Origin of the sequence: Aeromicrobium sp. 9AM (assembly GCF_902506105.1) — a bacterium.
Lineage (GTDB): Bacteria > Actinomycetota > Actinomycetes > Propionibacteriales > Nocardioidaceae > Aeromicrobium.
Genome location: NZ_LR733304.1, coordinates 2,632,765 through 2,649,516, shown reverse-complemented (window position 1 = coordinate 2,649,516; position 16,752 = coordinate 2,632,765). Strand labels below are relative to the sequence as shown.

Sequence of the window (16,752 nt, the reverse complement as noted above, 5' to 3'; positions counted from 1 at the left end):
GTTCGTTGGAGGGCGTTGGGTACGGGTCCGGCATGACCAGATTCGGCTACACCCTCATGTGTGAACAGACCGACCCCCGCTCGCTCGTACGCAATGCCGTCGCAGCCGAGCAGGCAGGTTTCGAGCTTGCCGTGATGAGCGACCACTTCAACCCGTGGCTCGAGGAGCAGGGGCACAGTCCCGCCGCCTGGCCCACTCTGGGCGCCGTCGCGCAGGCGACGGGGTCGATCGAGCTGATGACGTACGTGACGTGTCCCATCGCCCGCTATCACCCGGCCGTCATCGCGCAGCAGGCCGCGACCGTCGGGCTGCTCAGCGAGGGCCGCTTCACGTTGGGACTGGGCGCCGGGGAGAACCTCAACGAGCACGTCATCGGCGCGGGCTGGCCGCCGGCCAACGTGCGGCACGAACGCTTCGCCGAGGCGCTGGACATCATCAACGCGCTGTTCGACGGCGGCTACGTCAACTACGCCGGCGAGCACTATCGCGTCGACTCCGCGAAGCTCTGGGACCTGCCCGAGGACCGGGTGCCGATCGGCGTCGCGGTGAGCGGCGACCAGTCGATCGACATCGGCGCCCCGCGAGCCGACGTCTTGATCGCGGTCGAGCCCGATCCTGAGCTCGGCCCGGCGTTCGATGCCAAGACCCGTGCGTCGTCGCCGGCGCGCAAGGTCGGCCAGCTGCCGATCAGCTGGGACACCGACGCCGACGCGGCGCGCACCCGGGCGCACGAGCAGTTCCGCTGGTTCGCCGGTGGCTGGAAGGTCAACGCCGAGCTCCCCGGTCCGTCGGGCTTCGCGGCGGCGTCGCAGTTCGTACGCCCGGAGGACGTCGCGGAGCAGATCCCCTGCGGCTCGGACGTCGACGCGATCGTCAAGGCGGTCAAGCCGTTCGTCGACGCCGGCTTCACCGACGTCGCCCTGGTGCAGATCGGCGGCGATCAGCAGGAGTCCTTCCTCGATGCCGCCCGCGCCGAGCTGCTGCCTGCGCTCGAGGAGCAGCTCACCTGACCGATCGTTCAGGTATTACGCTCGGGGGCATGACAACCCCGCGTGCCCGTCGAGCCCTGGACGACATCCCGGTCTACCGGCCCGGCAAGGCCGCCGCCAGCGAGGACCACAAGCTGTCGAGCAACGAGAACCCGTACGACCCGCTGCCCGGTGTCATGGAGCGGGCCGCCACGGAGCTCGGCCGCATCAACCGCTACCCCGACGCCGGCACCACCGCGTTGTACGACGCGCTGTCGGCGAAGTTCGGGCTCGCGCCGGACCACTTCGCCGCCAGCACGGGGTCCGTGGCGGTCCTGTACGCCCTGCTCAGCGCCCACCTCGAGGCCGGTGACGAGGTCATCTATGCGTGGCGGTCGTTCGAGGCCTACCCGATTGCTGCCGACCTGACCGGTGCCACGACGGTGCGTGTGCCGCTGCGGCCCGACGCCACGCACGACCTCGACGCGATGGCGGCCGCCGTCACCGACCGCACCCGCGTCGTGCTGGTCTGCACGCCCAACAACCCGACCGGCCCCGTCGTCAAGGCTGCCGACCTCGACCGCTTCCTCGCCGCGGTGCCCGAGCACGTGCTCGTCGTGGTCGACGAGGCGTACGTCGAGTTCGTCCGCGACCCCGATGCCGCCGAAGGTCTGGCGGCTCTTGCGGGCCATCCCAACGTCGTCGTGCTCCGTACGTTCTCCAAGGCGTACGGCCTGGCGGGCCTGCGGGTCGGCTACGCGATCGCCCAGCCACCGGTCGCCGTAGCGATCCGCAAGGCGACGCCGCCCTTCGCCGTCACGGACCTCTCGCAGGCCGCAGCCGTCGCATCGCTCGACTCCGAGGCGGCGCTCGCGGAGAGGGTCGAGGGGATCGTGCAGGAGCGTGGCGCGATGGTCGCGGCTCTGCGCGAGCAGGGCTGGGAGCTGCCCGAGACGCAGGCCAACTTCGTGTGGCTGCCGCTCGGCGACGACGCCCTGGAGTTCGCCGCCTGGTGCGACCCGGTCTCCGTACGCCCGTTCGCCGGAGACGGCGTACGTGTCAGCGTCGGCACGCCGGCGGTCAACGCGACCTTCCTCGATCGCGCGGCCACCTGGCTCAAGGAGCACTGAGCCGGCGCCCTCTCGGAGGGTTGTTTTGGCACGAGGCACATGGCCGGGATACGGTGGGATCAGATGTGATGCCAGTCACGTCCTGTGAGTCCACCGATGTCCGCCACCCCTGTGACACTGGTGTCTCGCATCTTCGACATCGGAACGGCAATCCCGTGATCCGATCGATTGAGGGAGTCGCATTGAGTGCCACCATGCCCGACGCGTACGTTGCGGACGATCCAGCTGGAGCCTTCCCGCTCGTCCAGCTCCTCACCCCCGAGGGAGAGCGAGTCCCTCACGCGGACTTCGCCTACGACGGGGATGATGACAGCATCCGCGGCCTCTACCGCGACCTGGTCCTGAGCCGGCGCATCGACTTCGAGGCACACGCCCTGCAGCGCCACGGCGAGCTCGGCCTGTGGGCCCCCGCCCTCGGCCAAGAGGCCGCCCAGATCGGATCGGGCCGCGCCCTTCGCCCGCAGGACTTCGCGTTCCCGACCTACCGCGAGCACGGCGTCGCCCTGTGCCGCGGCGTCGACCCCGCGCTGCTCCTCGGCCTGTTCCGCGGCGTCGAGCTCGGCGGCTGGGACCCGGCTGAGCAGGGCTTCGCGCTCTACAGCATCGTCATCGGCGCCCAGACGCTGCACGCGACCGGCTACGCGATGGGCTTGACGCTCGACGGCGAGGTCGGCCGCAACGATCCTGAGCGCGACGCCGCCGTCATCGCCTACTTTGGCGACGGCGCCACGAGCCAGGGCGACGTCAACGAGGCGTTCGACTGGGCCGCGGTGTTCAACGCGCCCGTCGTGTTCTTCTGCCAGAACAACCAGTACGCCATCTCGGCCTCGACCGACCGCAACACCCGCGGACCGATCGCCCAGCGCGCCGGCGGGTTCGGCTTCAGCGGCATCCGCGTCGACGGCAACGACGTCCTCGCCTGCCACGCGGTGACGACGGCGGCGATGGAGAAGGCACGCAACGGCGAGGGCCCGAGCCTCATCGAGGCCTACACCTACCGCATGGGCGCTCACACGACGTCGGACGACCCGAGCCGCTACCGCGACAGCGCCGAGGTCGAGACCTGGAAGCTCAAGGACCCCATCGAGCGGGTCAAGCGCTACCTCCTGCTGCAGGGCACGCCCCAGTCGTTCTTCGACGACCTCGACACCGAGGCCGACGAGCTCGGCAAGCACCTGCGCGAGACCTGCAAGTCGCTGCCCGATCCCGACCTGGCGGCCCTGTTCGACCACGTCTACGTCGACGGCTCGCCCGAGCTTATGGAGCAGAAGGCGCAGTACGTCGCCTACAGAGACAGCCTCGAGCCGGAGGGGAGCGAGTCATGACGAAGATGCCGCTCGGCAAGGGTCTCAACGCCGGCCTGCGCGCCGCCATGGAAGCGGACGACAAGGTCCTGATCATGGGTGAGGACGTCGGCAAGCTCGGCGGCGTCTTCCGCATCACCGACGGCCTGCAGAAGGACTTCGGCGAGAGCCGTGTCATCGACGCGCCGTTGGCCGAGAGCGGCATCGTCGGCACCGCCGTCGGTCTCGCCTACCGCGGCTACCGCCCCGTCCTCGAGATCCAGTTCGACGGGTTCGTCTACCCCGCGTACGACCAGATCGTCAGCCAGGTCGCCAAGCTGCACTTCCGCAGCCAGGGCCGGGTCAAGATGCCGATCGTCATCCGCATCCCGTTCGGCGGTGGCATCGGCGCTGTCGAGCACCACTCGGAGAGCCCCGAGGGGCAGTTCGCGCTGACCGCGGGCCTCAAGGTCGTGTCGTGCTCCAACGCCAACGACGCCTACTGGATGATCCAGCAGGCCATCGCCAGTGACGACCCGGTCGTGTTCATGGAGCCCAAGCGGCGCTACTGGGACCAGGGCGAGGTCGACACCACGTCGGAGCCGATGCCCCTGCATGCCTCGAGCGTCGTGCGCGAAGGCGCCGATGCGACCGTCATCGCGTACGGCCCGATGGTCAAGACCTGCCTCGAGTCGGCCGACGCTGCCGCGGAGGAGGGCACGAGCCTCGAGGTCATCGACCTCCGCACGCTCTCGCCGCTCGACCTCGACCCCGTGTTCGAGTCCGTACGCCGCACGGGCCGCGCGATCGTCGTGCACGAGGCTGCGCAGACGCTCGGGCTCGGTGCCGAGATCTCGGCGCGGATCACCGAGAAGTGCTTCTACTCCCTCGAGGCGCCGGTCATCCGGGTCACGGGCTACGACCTGCCCTATCCGCCGAGCCGCGTCGAGGAAGAGTACCTGCCCGGTCTCGACCGCGTGCTCGAAGCGGTCGACCGTTCGCTGGCGTTCTAGGAGTCTGTGATGAGTGAGTTCAAGCTGCCCGACGTGGGCGAAGGTCTGACCGAGGCCGAGATCGTGACGTGGAAGGTCTCCGTCGGCGACGAGATCAAGGTCAACGACATCATCGTCGACATCGAGACCGCCAAGTCGATCGTCGAGCTGCCCAGCCCGTACGAGGGCCGGGTCGATGCGTTGCTCGTCGACGAGGGCCAGACGGTCGATGTCGGCACCCCGATCATCCGGATCGTCTCGGCCGACGAACCGGCCGGCGAACCCGTCGCCGCACCGCCGGCGACGGACGAGCCCCGCGCGACCATGCCCCATGCCACGACGGCCGGTCAGTTCGCCGCCGCGGGCGACCTGGTCCCGGATGCGCTGACCGAGGCGCCACCCACCGCCTCTGCGCCGCCCAAGGCCGAGGAGAAGCGGCAGTCCGTCCTCGTCGGCTACGGTCCGCGCACCACCTCGACCAAGCGCCGTGCCCGCAAGGGCGCTGTCGCGTCGGTCGACACCGAGAAGGTGCCGCAGCGCTCGATCCGTGCCCTGGCCAAGCCGCCGGTGCGCAAGCTCGCCAAGGACCTCGGCATCGATCTCGACTCGGTCCCCGCCGACGGCGACATCATCACCCGAGCCGACGTCGAGGCGTTCGCCGGCCTGCGCGACAGCCAGCCCGCTCCGACCGCGACCCCCGCGACCTCGCTGGAGGACCAGCGCATCCCGATCAAGGGCGTCCGCAAGATGACGGCCGAGGCGATGGTGGCCTCGGCGTTCACCGCGCCCCACGTCACGGAGTGGGTCACGGTCGACGTCTCCAAGACGATGGAGCTCGTCGCCCAGCTCAAGAGCGACGACCGGTTCGCCGGCGTCCGTGTCTCGCCGCTCCTGATCGTGGCCCGTGCGGTGTGCCTGGCGATGCGCCGCACCCCCGAGATCAACTCGACGTGGGATGACGCCGCGCAGGAGATCGTGCTCAAGGGCTCGGTCAACCTCGGCATTGCCGCGGCGACCCCGCGCGGACTCGTCGTGCCCAACATCGTCGGTGCTGACTCGATGACGCTGCCCGAGCTCGCGCAGGCATTCGGCGAGCTCATCGCCACGGCCCGCGACGGCAAGACCCAGCCGGCGCAGATGGCCGGCGGATCATTCACGATCACCAACATCGGGGTGTTCGGCATCGATGCCGGCACGCCGATCCTCAACCCGGGCGAGTCCGGGATCCTGGCGGTCGGCGCGATCAACAAGCGGCCATGGGTCGGCGAGGACGACGAGATCGTGGCGCGCTGGGTCACGACGCTGGCGCTGAGCTTCGATCATCGCGTCGTCGACGGGGAGCAGGGATCGCGATTCCTGGCCGACGTCGCCGCGATCCTCGGCAATCCCGCGCTCGCGCTGACGTACTGACGAAAACGCTGCAACCCCAGCGCATTTTTCAGATTTTTTTCAGGTTTCACGACTTGATCCGGCGACGCTGTCGATCTATTTTCCTCTCGTAACGAGTTGAGTCCGATGGACTCACGTCTCGAAAGGAGTCTCTCGATGATGAACATGTCCTTTGATCCTTTCGGCGACTTCGATCGCCTGACCTCGCAGCTCTCCTCACGGTCGACTCGACTGATGCCGGTCGACCTGTTCCGTGAGGGGGATCGCTACGTCCTGGCTGCCGACCTGCCCGGCATCGACCCCGGATCGGTGGACGTCGACCTCGACGGGCACATGCTGACCATCAGGGCTGAGCGCACGCCCGCTTCGCACGACGGCGCCAAGTGGCTGGCGAGGGAGCGCGCCTACGGCAGCTACGTACGCCAGTTCAGCCTGGGCGACGGGATCGACACCGAGGGGATCTCGGCGCACTACGACAACGGCGTCCTCAGCGTCGTGATCCCGGTGAGCGAGCGCGCGAGGCCTCGCAAGATCGACATCCTCGACAACAAGACCGAGCAGACGTCGATCTCGGCCTGACGCGCCGACGGACCGGGTGCCGGACCTGTGCTCAGGGTCCGGCACCCGGTCGCACGGGTCGACGTACCCGGTGAACAGGCTTACGCTGGTGTCACCGGCTAAGCAGCAGGCGGCGAACTTCCTCTCCAAGGGTCGCCATGTCCTCGCTCTCCAGCTCCTCCGAGTGGTCACTCCTCATCTATCGCGTTCGTGATGCCGACCGACAGCAGCGCATCCTCAGGGCGTTCCACCGCATCGCCTGGCCAGGCGTCGCGGTGCTGGGCACGCAGGACGCCATGGGTGTCTACGTGATCGTCGACTGCGAGTCGACGTCGCTCGAGCGCCATGCGCGTCGCATCATCATGCGCATCGACACGTCCGCGGTCAGGGTCCTGCGGTCGGTGGTGCCGCATGCAGCAACCGCGCCATAGTGACCTACAGCCGCTCGCCGGCCTCGACCCGCGACGTGATCGTGTTGCCCGCCGGCGCGAGCGGGCACTGCCAGCGTGGGTTGTAGCGGCAGGACGGGTGATAGGCGTAGTTGAGGTCGAGCGTCAACGAGTCCGCGTCGCCGCCCAACCACGAGCCCTTGGCGGTGTCGAGCAGATAGCGACCACCGCCGTAGCTGCCGTCGCCTGATGTCCCGTCGCGCAGCGGGATGAAGATTCCACCGCCGTACTGGTGCAGCCACCACACGTCGAGGCTGCCGCCGACGTGCTCGGGCAGGTCGACGCGGCCGATGAGCTTCATGGTGATCGTGCCGTCCCCGCCGGCCTCGACGAGGCGATCCTCCGTCGGCTCGACGGCGAGCAGCTCGGCCTCGAAGCGCAGTGCAGGGTCGTACGGCCAGTAGGGCAGACCGGTCTCGCGCAGCGGGTCGTCGTCGAGCAGCGGCGTCTGCGGATGGGTGCGGAACATCTCGTCGCGCGCCGCGCGCCATCGCGCGTGACCCGCCGCGTGGTCGGGTTCGGCGCGCACGTCGGCGTACATCTCGTTGACGCGACGGCGCCAGTCGACGAGGGTCAGCGAAGAGCTCGGCATGGTGTCCACGGTCGCACAGCCGCGGTCAGGCTTCGAGCGGCCGCATGAACGTCCGGTCGTAGCGCAGCACGCAGCCGCTCTCGTCCCGGATCCTGTCGGCCTCGACGAAGTCCGGGTCGTTGCCGAACAGTGCGCGGTACTCCTCGTACGCCGCAAGGCTCGGGAAGCTGAACAGCGCGAGCGCGCGGTCGCTGGCTCCTTCGGACGGCAGGAAGTATCCGTGGTGGGTCCCGCCGTGCTGGTTGACGAGCTGTATCCAGCGGCGGCCGAACTCCTCGAAGTCGCTGATCTTGCTCGGATCGATGACGTAGTCCACGACGCAGGTGATCATGTCTCAACCCTCACAGCCCGGCGGGCCGAGCGCGACCGCAACCTAGACTGGGTCGGTGAGTCAGCCTGCCGAAACCCGCCATCCCGGCGCGTACGCGGTGTGGGTCGTGGCCCTGTTCGTCTACCTCCTCGCGGTGTTCCACCGCTCCTCGCTCGCGGTGGCCGGGCTCGCCGCGTCCGACCGGTTCGACATCTCGGCGGCGCAGCTCGCGACGTTCACGATGCTGCAGCTCCTCGTCTACGCCGGCATGCAGATCCCGGTCGGCCTGCTGCTGGACCGCTTCGGTCCGCGGCGCATGCTCCTGACCGGCGCCATCACCCTGACGCTCGCGCAGGCCGGGTTCGCGTTCGCCGACACGTACGCCTGGGCGCTCGTCGCGCGGGTCTTCGTCGGCGTTGGCGATGCCATGACGTTCATCTGCGTGTTGCGGCTGGTCAACACCTGGTTCGCTCCCCGGCGAGTGCCGGTGATCACGCAGCTGACCGGCGTCACCGGCCAGCTCGGCGCGATCATCGCGGCCGTGCCCATGACGGTGGCCCTGCGTGAGCTCGGCTGGACGAAGTCGTACCTGATCGCCGCCTCGCTTGGGGTCGTGCTGTCGATCGCGCTCGCGGTCTTCGTGCGGGACGCACCGGCTGCAAGATCGATGAGCGGCGCGGCGCTGTCACTCAGCGCCATACGACGGACCCTCGGTGCGTCGTGGGCGCAGCCCGGCACGCGGCTCGGCTTCTGGATGCACTTCACGACGCAGTTCAGCGCCACGACTTTCGGCCTGCTGTGGGGCTATCCGTTCTTCGTCCGGGGTGAGGAGCAGTCCGACCACGTCGCCGGCCTGCTGCTGACACTGATGGTGGTCGCGGTCATGGCGGCCGGGCCGTTGCTCGGGTGGGTGATCACGCGCCATCCGTGGCATCGCTCCACGATCGTGCTCGGTATCGTCAGCTCGATCGTCGTGGTCTGGACGACCGTGCTCGTCTGGCACGGTCCGGCGCCGCTGGGTGTCCTGGTCGTGCTGGTCATCGTCATGGGCATCGGCGGCCCAGCGGCCATGATCGGCTTCGACCTCGCGCGCACGTCGAATCCCGCGGACCGTCTCGGCAGCGCCACCGCGATCGTCAATCAGGCCGGCTTCGTCGCGAGCCTCGTCCTGGTGGTCGCGATCGGCCTGATCCTCGACTGGCGCACGCCGGGTGCGTCGACGGCCTACACGCCCTCGGCGTTCCGCTGGGCGATGTCGTTCCAGTACGTCCTGTGGCTCCTGGGCATGGTCCAGATCTGGCGCTATCGCGTCAAGGCGCGGGCCAAGATCATGGCCGAGGAGCCCGAGGCGTACGGCCGCACCCGCAACCTGGGGTAGCCAGCCGCACCTGACAACATGAGGTCATGGCTTCGCCCCTTGATGTCGTCGACTGGCCGGTGCGCACCGAGCGGCTGGTGCTCCGCCGCCTGGCCGACGGCGACGTGGCACAGATCTTCGCCTATCGGTCGCAGCCGCACGTCGCGGAGTGGATCGGCGGAATTTGCCACGGACGTCGAGTCGCTCGCCGAGCGCTTCGGCAACGGCGGGATGGCCGTGATCGTCGAGCACGAGGGCCGGCTGATCGGCGACCTGATGGTCAAGGTGCAGGACGCGTACGCGCAGCGCGAGGTCGCTGAGGGCGCCAAGGGGACCGAGGCCGAGATCGGCTGGGTGGTCGATCCCGCGCACCATGGCCAGGGCTTCGCGACGGAGGCGATCGAGGCACTGTTCCGGATCTGCTTCGACGGCCTCGGGCTCCGGCGCGTGATCGCGATCTGCTTCACCGCCAACGAGCCGTCGTGGCGCCTGATGGAGCGCCTCGGGATGCGTCGCGAGGCGCACCACGTGAAGGACTCGCTCCACCGCGAGCACGGCTGGCAGGACGGGTACGTCTATGCGCTCCTCGCCGAGGAGTGGCGAGCGCGCTAGGCGTTGTGGACGAAGATCTCGCGGCGGGCGCGTTCGATCGCGCCGGTCAGGCCGGCGTACGTGATCGTGGCCATGACCCACCACTGGATCGAGTTGTGGACCGCCTCGACGGTCGGTGAGGCATCGGCCGGGAGGGTGAGCTCGAACGGGATCTCGGTCGTGACGCCCTGCGCGAGCATGAGGTCCTTGGCCACCGTGACGTGCGGACGGCTGAACCACTCGATGACGGGCGACGGCGGCTTCTCGAGCGGGTGCGAGACCTGCGGGCGGTAGAACCGTACGTCGGCGGTCGCCGACTTCGAGACCGGTTCCGTGGGCGTCACCGAGATCGTGCCGCGGACCACGTCACCGGCCCGGTATGCGAGCGAGTCCGTGACGATGTCGAAGTGGATGCTGTTGGCCATGGCGCGCTCGCCCTGAACGAGTCGGGACTCGGTCGGCAGGGGATCGGGCGCCGGCACGACCACGGTGAACGATGCTTCGGCCTCGGGCGTCCTGCCCTTGCGCTCGACCCGGAGCCGGGCCTGCCAGGCGACCGCGGGATCGGACGTGCCTGGGGACCACGACGGCAGCCGTACGGTCGCGGTGTGCGTGCCGGCGGCGAGCGTGCCGCCCGCGAAGACGATCGGCGAGTCTCCCGCACCGACCCACTCCGTCGCGTCGCTGCGCCCGCCCGCGCTGGTGGGACCGACCAGGTCGGTGGTGCTGTTGCGCGCCCACTCGTACTTGAACGTGTTGAGGTAGCCGATCTCGATCCGCGCGTCGGTGACGTCGTCCAGCGCCTCGTCGAGGGTCAGCGTCGCGGTGACCGACTCGGTCGGCAGGAGCGGACGGTCCGGGGCCACCGTCATCGTGGCTCCCGAGCGCCGCCGAGGCAGCAACCTCATTCGTACTGCTGGGCGTTGCTGTCCGCGAGCTTGGCGGCGCGTTCCTGGTCGATCTCGGCGCGGCGTTCCTTGGACGGCTTCTCGCCGCCCAGGCGCTTCCAGAACCAGCCCGTGCAGAACCACCAGATCTGGAACAGGACCCAGCCGACGGCCTTCAGGACGATGATGACGGGCCAGGCGACCAGGACGCCCAGCAGCCAGAACGGGTAGAGGATCCCCAGGCACAGCCAGAGGAACTGCTTGGTCCCGGCGGGGTAGTGCTTGACCATGCCGAAGTAGTTCTTCGGGTTGGCGGCTGCCAGCAGCTTCTGCGGCATGGTCCGTGCGTCGGTCACCTCGCGCTCGATGCTGGTGAGGTTGGGGCCGCGCTCGGCGCCGGTCTGTCCTCGTTCGGGACGCGGCGGTTCGATGTGAGACATGTCGATCACAGTAGGGCTCGCGCTGCCATTGCCGCCGAGAAACCGGCGAGATTCACCAACGACGACGGGCCACCAACCGGATGCGGTTGATGGCCCGTCGCGGGTGCAGGTCGTGGGTCAGGCGTCGTCGGGCTCGCGCACCATCATGACGTTGGTCTTGCCGTCATGGGTGAGGGCGCCGACCTCCTCGAAGCCGCGGCTCTCGTGGAAGGCCAGTGAGACGTCGTTGGTCTCGTAGACCTCGAGCGCGACGGGGGCGTCGCCCTCGATCTCCTCGTAGAGCTTGGAGGCGACGCCCTTGCGGCGGTGGTCTCCGGAGACCACGATGCGGTCGAGGTAGACGTAGTTGTCGACGAGCTTGTCCTCGAACCAGCGATAGCGGCTCGAGTCGTACTCGGCGCCCGGGGGCAGCGTGATGACGAAGCCGGCGATGTCGCCTTCGTCTTCCACGACGAGGGCCTGGTCGGACATCTTGACGAGGAGCGAGAGGCTCTCGTTGTCGAGTGGACCGACGCCCTCGAGGGCGTTCTGGTTGAGGTGGACGATGCTGTCAAAGTCGCTGTGCGTCATTTCTCGGATCATCAGGCATTCGACGTTACGTCAACCTGGCGGCGAAGGCACGCGAGAAGGGGGGTCATGTGGGCGATCCCACACGCCTCCAATCCACGCTCAATCGGCGATTCCTGCTGACCTCGCAGGGAGATTCGGCGTCAGACCTCGAATGTCGCCCCGATGGCCCTCTCGGTCGCTGTCCACAGGTCACTGGCGAACTCTTCGTCGCGGGCGGCCCGGGTCATCCCGACGAGCTTGGGCCGGCCGCGAAGCCCCCGGATGCCTGACGGACCGACGTACTCGCCGCCACTCAGCGACCTGTCGGTGGCCGCCATCAGCAGCGGCTGGGCGCCCGCGGAGGCCGACTGGGCCAGGATCTTGCTGACCTGGTGCATGCCGATGCCGTAGAGGGACAGGCCGCTGCCCGTGGGTCCGGTCTTCGTGATGTTGGTGGCGGCGTAGCCGGGGTGCGCGGCGACGCTGATCACGCCGAGTCCGGCTGCCTTGACGCGGCGGTCCAGCTCGAGCGCGAAGAGCAGGTTGGCCAGCTTGGACTGCCCGTACGACTGCCAGCGCTTGTATGGCCGGCCGGAGTCGCCCGGCTCGAGCGCCGTCAGGTCGACGCTGCCGACCGCCGAGTGCGCGAGTGAGGAGACCGTGATGATGCGCGCGTCGCTGGCCTTGAGGGCAGGCCACAGCTCGGCGGTCCAGGTGAAGTGACCGATGTGGTTGGTGCCCATCTGCATCTCGAAGCCGTCGGCCGTGGCCGCGTACTTGGGCGGCACCATGATGCCGGCGTTGTTGACCAGCATGTCGATGCGGTCGTACGTCTTGGAGACCTCGGCTGCGGCCCGCCTCACGTCGGCCAGGTCGGCGAGGTCGAGCGACACGACCTCGACGCGGGCGCCGGGAACCATGTCGAGAATCTGCTTGACGGCTGTCTCGCCCTTGGCCTCGTCACGCGCGGTGACGACGACCTCGGCGCCCTTGCCGGCCAGGCCGATTGCCGTGTGCAGGCCCAGCCCGCCCGTCACTCCGGTGATCACGGCGCGCTTGCCCGACAGGTCGGGGATGTCGTGGGTGCTCCAGCTCATCGCGTCAGCCTAGGGCCCCTGCCGGGGATCCACCGTTCAGGGCATGATCGCCATGGCCGAGAGGATCGCTCGTCCGAGGTCCTCGTCGCCGTGGATCCCGACCTTGACGTCGTCGGGGCGCCGGCGGCCGGCACACAGCACCGTGAACGCCTCGGTCTTCATCGTCAGTGTGGCCGTCGGTTCGTCGAGGCTCTCAATCGCGCTGGCCCGACCGTCCTCGCCGACCCGAACGGCCAGCTCGAGTGGCATCTCGCCCGTGACCTCCCACCGTACGGTCGACATCGCGGGCGGCTTGACCCGCTTGCCCAGGACGTACGGCATGGCGAACGAGAACGTCATGACCGCGATCTGCGCGCCGGTGCTGTCGAGCCCGCCCGGCCGGCCGACCGCCCGCCGGATGTCCTGCTCGTGCACCCACATGTCGACCGAGCGGTTGCGCAGCAGGGTGTCCCACGACCACTGCACGCCGCCGGGTGTGACCGGCGCAGGTGCCGACGGGTCGTCCGGCAGGTCGGCGAGCCGACTCGCGCGCAGCTCCACGGCGGCGGCCAGCTCGGCGACCACGGTGGCCGGCGTCTCGTGGCGGCGTGCCTCGACACCCTTCGCGGTGTAGGCCGAGACGACCTCCGTCCCACCCGCCTGCTCCGGATCGTTCTGCTCGGTGTGGCACAGCTCGGACTCGAGGTGCGCCAGGTGCGCGACGACGTCCTTGACGGTCCACTCCTCGCAGTCGGTCTGCCGAGCCCAGTCGGCGTCGTCCAGGTCGGCGGCCAGGGCCAGGATCGACAGAGCCGACTCGTGCCACCCCCGAACGTACGTCTCAAGCATGTCCACGGATGGTCTCCTTGCGTTGCTGACGGCGGCAGTAGAAGACATACCCCGCGAACACGATGCCCACAGCCACACCGGCCAGTCCGATGTCATTGCCCCGGTTGGCGCGGGACTCGACTCCGGTGGCCGTGGCCCACCCGTACGAGGCATTGTCGACCCGCCGGTCCCGAGGCGTGCACCGCACCTGCATCCGGTCCGTGCCCTGGTTGAGCACGCCGATCAGGTGCCACTGGTTGCCTTCGTTGTCAACCGTGATGTCGATCTTGGCCTTGGGGATCGCGACCGGCTTCTTGTCCGGGCCGATCGCGCGGCACGTGATGTGGCGCTCCGGCTGCAGGATGTCGGTGAACACCCCGAGCGTCTTGGCCTGCGCGTCTGCACGCGTCGTCGTGGGCGAGACCGTGACCTCGCGCAGGGGATCCCATGAGCTCGCGGCGACCGCGGTCCCCACCATCGTGCTGCCGAGTGCGAAGACGAAGGCGGCGAGATACCAGAGGGGATTGACCGGTTTCACGGAGTCACCTTGCCACACGGCGGCGCTCGGAACGCGCCTTGACGCACGTGGCACGACTTCGGCTGGGCCGAGTCGCTCGTCAGAAGAGCCAGATGAAGGCTGCGACGGTCGGCACGAGGGACAGGACGGACCACAGGATCGAGAACGGGCGTGTCCCGAGGATCGCGCGCGTCGCCGCGCAGACGATGAGGGCCACGACGCCGGACATGAGTGTCAGCGCGGTGGCGTCGCTGCGCCGGCCCTGGTCCAGCAGGACGTACGAGACGCCGATCAGCCCGAAGACGCCATGCATCGCGACCGCCAGGAAGCCCAGCGCGGTGACTCTCCGGCGTACGCGGTCGAGGGCCACAGCCTCCTTGGTGGCGGTCATGCGGGCACCGCTTCTGCTGCGTCGATGATGCGGTGCAGGACCGCATTGGTGGCGCGCAGGTCCTCGACAGTCATGCCGAACCGCGTCAACATCGTGGCCGGCACCTTGAGCGCCTTGCGGCGCAGCGCCCGACCTTGAGAGGTGAGCGCGACGTCGATCAGCCGCTCATCGGCGCTGGACCGCGTACGCGTCACGAGCTCTGCCTGCTCGAGCCGCTTGACCAAGGGAGAGATCGTGGCCGGCTCGAGGTGAAGCAGGTCGCCCAATGCCTTGACGCTCAGCGTGCCGTGCTCCCACAGCGCCAGCATCGCGAGGTACTGCGGATGCGTCAGGCCCAGCGGCTCCAGCACGGAGCGATAGCTCGCGATGACGCTGCGGGACGCGACGGCGAGGGCGAAGCAGACCTGCTCCTCGAGCGCGAGTGGATTGATGTCGTCCATATGGCAAGTGTACGAATGATTAGTGCACTAATCAATGTGACGTGGAGCATGACGAAGGCCCCCACCGCACGGTGAGGGCCTTCGTCGGTGAAAAGGACTAGAACGCGGACTCGTCGAGCTCCATGATCGAGTCGTCGATGTTCTCCGCGATCGCGCGCTCACCGGCAAGGCCCGGCAGCACGTTGCGGGCGAAGAATGTCGCAGCGGCGACCTTGCCCTCGTAGAAGCTCTTGTCGGCGGCCGAGACCTCGCCGCCAAGCTTCTCGAGCGCGACCTCGGCGCCACGCAGCAGCAGCCACGCGACGGTCAGGTCACCGAGGACGTACACGAGGCGGGTCGTGTTGAGGCCGACCTTGTAGATGTTCTTGAGGTCGCCCTTCTCGTCGGCGGGGTTCGACGACATGAGGTCGGTGAACACCGCGCCGATGATCGCCGTCGCGTCGTCGAGGCCCTGCTTGAGCAGCTCGCGCTCGACCTTGAGGCGACCGTTGCCGGCCTCGCTCTCGGCGAACGCCTTGACCTGCTCGGACAGGTAGCCCAGTGCAGCGCCCTTGTTCTTCACGATCTTGCGGAAGAACAGGTCCTGGCCCTGGATCGCCGTGGTCCCCTCGTAGAGGGTGTCGATCTTGGCGTCGCGGACGTACTGCTCGATCGGGTGGTCCTGCAGGAAGCCCGATCCGCCGAACGTCTGAAGCGACTCGGTGCCCAGCAGGATCCACGAGCGCTCTGAGCCGTAGCCCTTGACGAGCGGCAGCAGCAGGTCGTTGATCGACTCGGACAGCGACGCGTCCTCGCCGGCAGCTTCCTTGATGATGACGTCGTCCTGCCACGTCGCGGCGTACATCGCGAGCGAGCGCAGGCCCTCGGCGTACGCCTTCTGGGTCAGCAGCGAGCGACGCACGTCGGGGTGGTGCGTGATCGTGACGCGGGGGGCGGCCTTGTCGGACGCCTGCGTCAGGTCGGCGCCTTGGACGCGCTCCTTGGCGTAGTCGAGCGCGTTGAGGTAGCCGCTCGACAGGGTGGCGGCGGCCTTGAGGCCGACCATCATGCGGGCGTTCTCGATGACGCGGAACATCTGGTTGATGCCGTCGTGCACCTCGCCGAGCAGCCAGCCCTGCGCCGGTGCGCCGTCGCCGAAGGTGACCTCGCACGTCGTGGACACCTTGATGCCCATCTTCTTCTCGACGTTCGTGACGTACGCGCCGTTGCGCTCGCCGGTCAGCTCACCGGTCTCGTGGTCGAAGTGGAACTTGGGCACGAGGAACAGGCTGAGGCCCTTGGTGCCGGGTCCACCGACACCCTCGACGCCGACGGGGCGGGCGAGGACCAGGTGCATGATGTTCTCGGCCATGTCGTGCTCGGCCGACGTGATGAAGCGCTTGACGCCCTCGATGTTCCACGAGCCGTCCTCGTTGGGGAACGCCTTGGTGCGGCCCGCGCCGACGTCGGAGCCCGCGTCGGGCTCGGTCAGCACCATCGTGGCGCCCCAGCTGCGGTCGACCATGTGCTGCGCGATCAGCTTGTCGCGCTCGATGCCGTTCTCGAAGACGATGCGTGCGAACGCGGGGCCGCAGGCATACATCCAGATCGGCGGGTTCGCGCCGAGCACGAACTCCGCGCTGCCCCAGATCAGGGACGCGGGGGCCACCTGGCCGCCGAGCTCCTCGGGGATCTGCAGGCGCCACCACTCGGCGTCCATCCAGGCCTTGTACGACTTGGCGAAGGCCGGGTTCATCGTCACGGTCTTGGCGGCCGGGTCGTAGACCGGCGGGTTGCGGTCGGCGTCCTCGAACGATGCCGCGAGGTCTTCGCGCGCGATGCGATCGATCTCGGTCAGGATGCTCTTCGCGGTGTCGGTGTCGACCTCTTCGAAGGGTCCCGTGCCGAGGATGTCCTGCCGGTTGAAGAGCTCGAACATGTTGAACTCGACATCACGGAGGTTGCTCTTGTAATGGCTCATGCCAGCAATCCTTTGAGGGGTTTGCGCTGCGCCGGGGCAGCTTGC

Annotated in this window: 20 protein-coding genes; 9 read left to right on the top strand and 11 right to left on the bottom strand. The window is 68.5% G+C overall.

Going from position 1 to position 16,752, the window contains the following annotated elements:
• The first annotated feature begins 32 nt into the window (after positions 1–32).
• The 7 genes from BOSE46_RS19570 to BOSE46_RS19540 all read left to right on the top strand — a co-directional run bounded on the left by BOSE46_RS19570 (position 33) and on the right by BOSE46_RS19540 (position 6,751).
• Positions 33–1,010 (top strand): TIGR03557 family F420-dependent LLM class oxidoreductase, encoded by a 978-nt coding sequence (locus BOSE46_RS19570; RefSeq protein ID WP_159541909.1) that lies wholly within the window; start codon positions 33–35, stop codon positions 1,008–1,010.
• Between the two features lie 29 nt (positions 1,011–1,039).
• Entirely contained in the window at positions 1,040–2,098 is a 1,059-nt protein-coding gene (locus BOSE46_RS19565) for a histidinol-phosphate transaminase (protein WP_159541907.1), read from the top strand.
• Between the two features lie 194 nt (positions 2,099–2,292).
• Entirely contained in the window at positions 2,293–3,423 is a 1,131-nt protein-coding gene (gene pdhA, locus BOSE46_RS19560; protein WP_159541905.1) for a pyruvate dehydrogenase (acetyl-transferring) E1 component subunit alpha, read from the top strand.
• The gene (locus BOSE46_RS19555; RefSeq protein ID WP_159541903.1) at positions 3,420–4,394 is read left to right on the top strand and encodes an alpha-ketoacid dehydrogenase subunit beta; all 975 of its coding nucleotides are present in this window, start codon (positions 3,420–3,422) and stop codon (positions 4,392–4,394) included. The genes pdhA and BOSE46_RS19555 overlap by 4 nt, the downstream gene beginning before the upstream one ends.
• Before the next feature lie 9 nt (positions 4,395–4,403).
• Positions 4,404–5,783: a dihydrolipoamide acetyltransferase family protein gene (locus BOSE46_RS19550; protein WP_159541901.1), complete on the top strand. Its 1,380-nt coding sequence runs from the start codon at positions 4,404–4,406 to the stop codon at positions 5,781–5,783.
• A 144-nt stretch (positions 5,784–5,927) separates the two neighbouring features.
• Positions 5,928–6,341 carry an Hsp20/alpha crystallin family protein gene (locus tag BOSE46_RS19545; protein ID WP_236551811.1) on the top strand — a complete coding sequence of 138 codons (414 nt, stop codon included), beginning with the start codon at positions 5,928–5,930 and terminating at the stop codon, positions 6,339–6,341.
• Between the two features lie 137 nt (positions 6,342–6,478).
• The gene (locus tag BOSE46_RS19540) at positions 6,479–6,751 is read left to right on the top strand and encodes a hypothetical protein (RefSeq protein WP_159541899.1); all 273 of its coding nucleotides are present in this window, start codon (positions 6,479–6,481) and stop codon (positions 6,749–6,751) included.
• A 4-nt stretch (positions 6,752–6,755) separates the two neighbouring features.
• Here BOSE46_RS19540 and BOSE46_RS19535 read toward each other — a convergent pair whose 3' ends face one another.
• Positions 6,756–7,361, bottom strand: a complete 606-nt coding sequence (locus BOSE46_RS19535) for a DUF1684 domain-containing protein (RefSeq protein WP_159541897.1) — start codon at positions 7,359–7,361, stop codon at positions 6,756–6,758.
• 25 nt (positions 7,362–7,386) lie between these two features.
• A complete protein-coding gene (locus tag BOSE46_RS19530) occupies positions 7,387–7,692 on the bottom strand; it encodes an NIPSNAP family protein (RefSeq protein ID WP_159541895.1) in 306 nt (101 codons plus the stop codon).
• Positions 7,693–7,747: 55 nt separating this feature from the next.
• Here BOSE46_RS19530 and BOSE46_RS19525 point away from each other — a divergent pair, with 55 nt between their 5' ends.
• Positions 7,748–9,049 carry a nitrate/nitrite transporter gene (locus BOSE46_RS19525; protein WP_236551810.1) on the top strand — a complete coding sequence of 434 codons (1,302 nt, stop codon included), beginning with the start codon at positions 7,748–7,750 and terminating at the stop codon, positions 9,047–9,049.
• Between the two features lie 18 nt (positions 9,050–9,067).
• Complete coding sequence (locus tag BOSE46_RS19520; RefSeq protein WP_236551809.1) at positions 9,068–9,640, top strand: GNAT family N-acetyltransferase; 573 nt, start codon at positions 9,068–9,070, stop codon at positions 9,638–9,640.
• Here BOSE46_RS19520 and BOSE46_RS19515 read toward each other — a convergent pair.
• The 9 genes from BOSE46_RS19515 to BOSE46_RS19475 all read right to left on the bottom strand — a co-directional run bounded on the left by BOSE46_RS19515 (position 9,637) and on the right by BOSE46_RS19475 (position 16,707).
• On the bottom strand, positions 9,637–10,491 hold the full coding sequence (locus BOSE46_RS19515) for a hypothetical protein (RefSeq protein ID WP_159541893.1): 855 nt from the start codon (positions 10,489–10,491) through the stop codon (positions 9,637–9,639). The genes BOSE46_RS19520 and BOSE46_RS19515 overlap by 4 nt on opposite strands.
• 32 nt (positions 10,492–10,523) lie before the next feature.
• Entirely contained in the window at positions 10,524–10,946 is a 423-nt protein-coding gene (locus tag BOSE46_RS19510) for a hypothetical protein (protein ID WP_159541891.1), read from the bottom strand.
• 117 nt (positions 10,947–11,063) lie between these two features.
• Positions 11,064–11,516, bottom strand: coding sequence for a GNAT family N-acetyltransferase (locus tag BOSE46_RS19505; protein WP_159541889.1), 453 nt, complete (start codon positions 11,514–11,516; stop codon positions 11,064–11,066).
• A 140-nt stretch (positions 11,517–11,656) separates the two neighbouring features.
• Positions 11,657–12,592, bottom strand: a complete 936-nt coding sequence (locus BOSE46_RS19500) for an oxidoreductase (protein ID WP_159541887.1) — start codon at positions 12,590–12,592, stop codon at positions 11,657–11,659.
• A 36-nt stretch (positions 12,593–12,628) separates the two neighbouring features.
• Entirely contained in the window at positions 12,629–13,420 is a 792-nt protein-coding gene (locus tag BOSE46_RS19495; protein ID WP_236551857.1) for a maleylpyruvate isomerase family mycothiol-dependent enzyme, read from the bottom strand.
• The gene (locus BOSE46_RS19490) at positions 13,413–13,937 is read right to left on the bottom strand and encodes a hypothetical protein (RefSeq protein WP_159541883.1); all 525 of its coding nucleotides are present in this window, start codon (positions 13,935–13,937) and stop codon (positions 13,413–13,415) included. The genes BOSE46_RS19495 and BOSE46_RS19490 overlap by 8 nt, the downstream gene beginning before the upstream one ends.
• A 79-nt stretch (positions 13,938–14,016) precedes the next feature.
• The gene (locus BOSE46_RS19485) at positions 14,017–14,307 is read right to left on the bottom strand and encodes a hypothetical protein (RefSeq protein WP_159541881.1); all 291 of its coding nucleotides are present in this window, start codon (positions 14,305–14,307) and stop codon (positions 14,017–14,019) included.
• Positions 14,304–14,747, bottom strand: a complete 444-nt coding sequence (locus BOSE46_RS19480) for a MarR family winged helix-turn-helix transcriptional regulator (protein WP_159541879.1) — start codon at positions 14,745–14,747, stop codon at positions 14,304–14,306. Before BOSE46_RS19480 ends, BOSE46_RS19485 begins: the two co-directional genes overlap by 4 nt.
• Positions 14,748–14,844: 97 nt before the next feature.
• Entirely contained in the window at positions 14,845–16,707 is a 1,863-nt protein-coding gene (locus BOSE46_RS19475) for an acyl-CoA dehydrogenase (RefSeq protein WP_159541877.1), read from the bottom strand.
• Positions 16,708–16,752 lie beyond the last annotated feature (45 nt).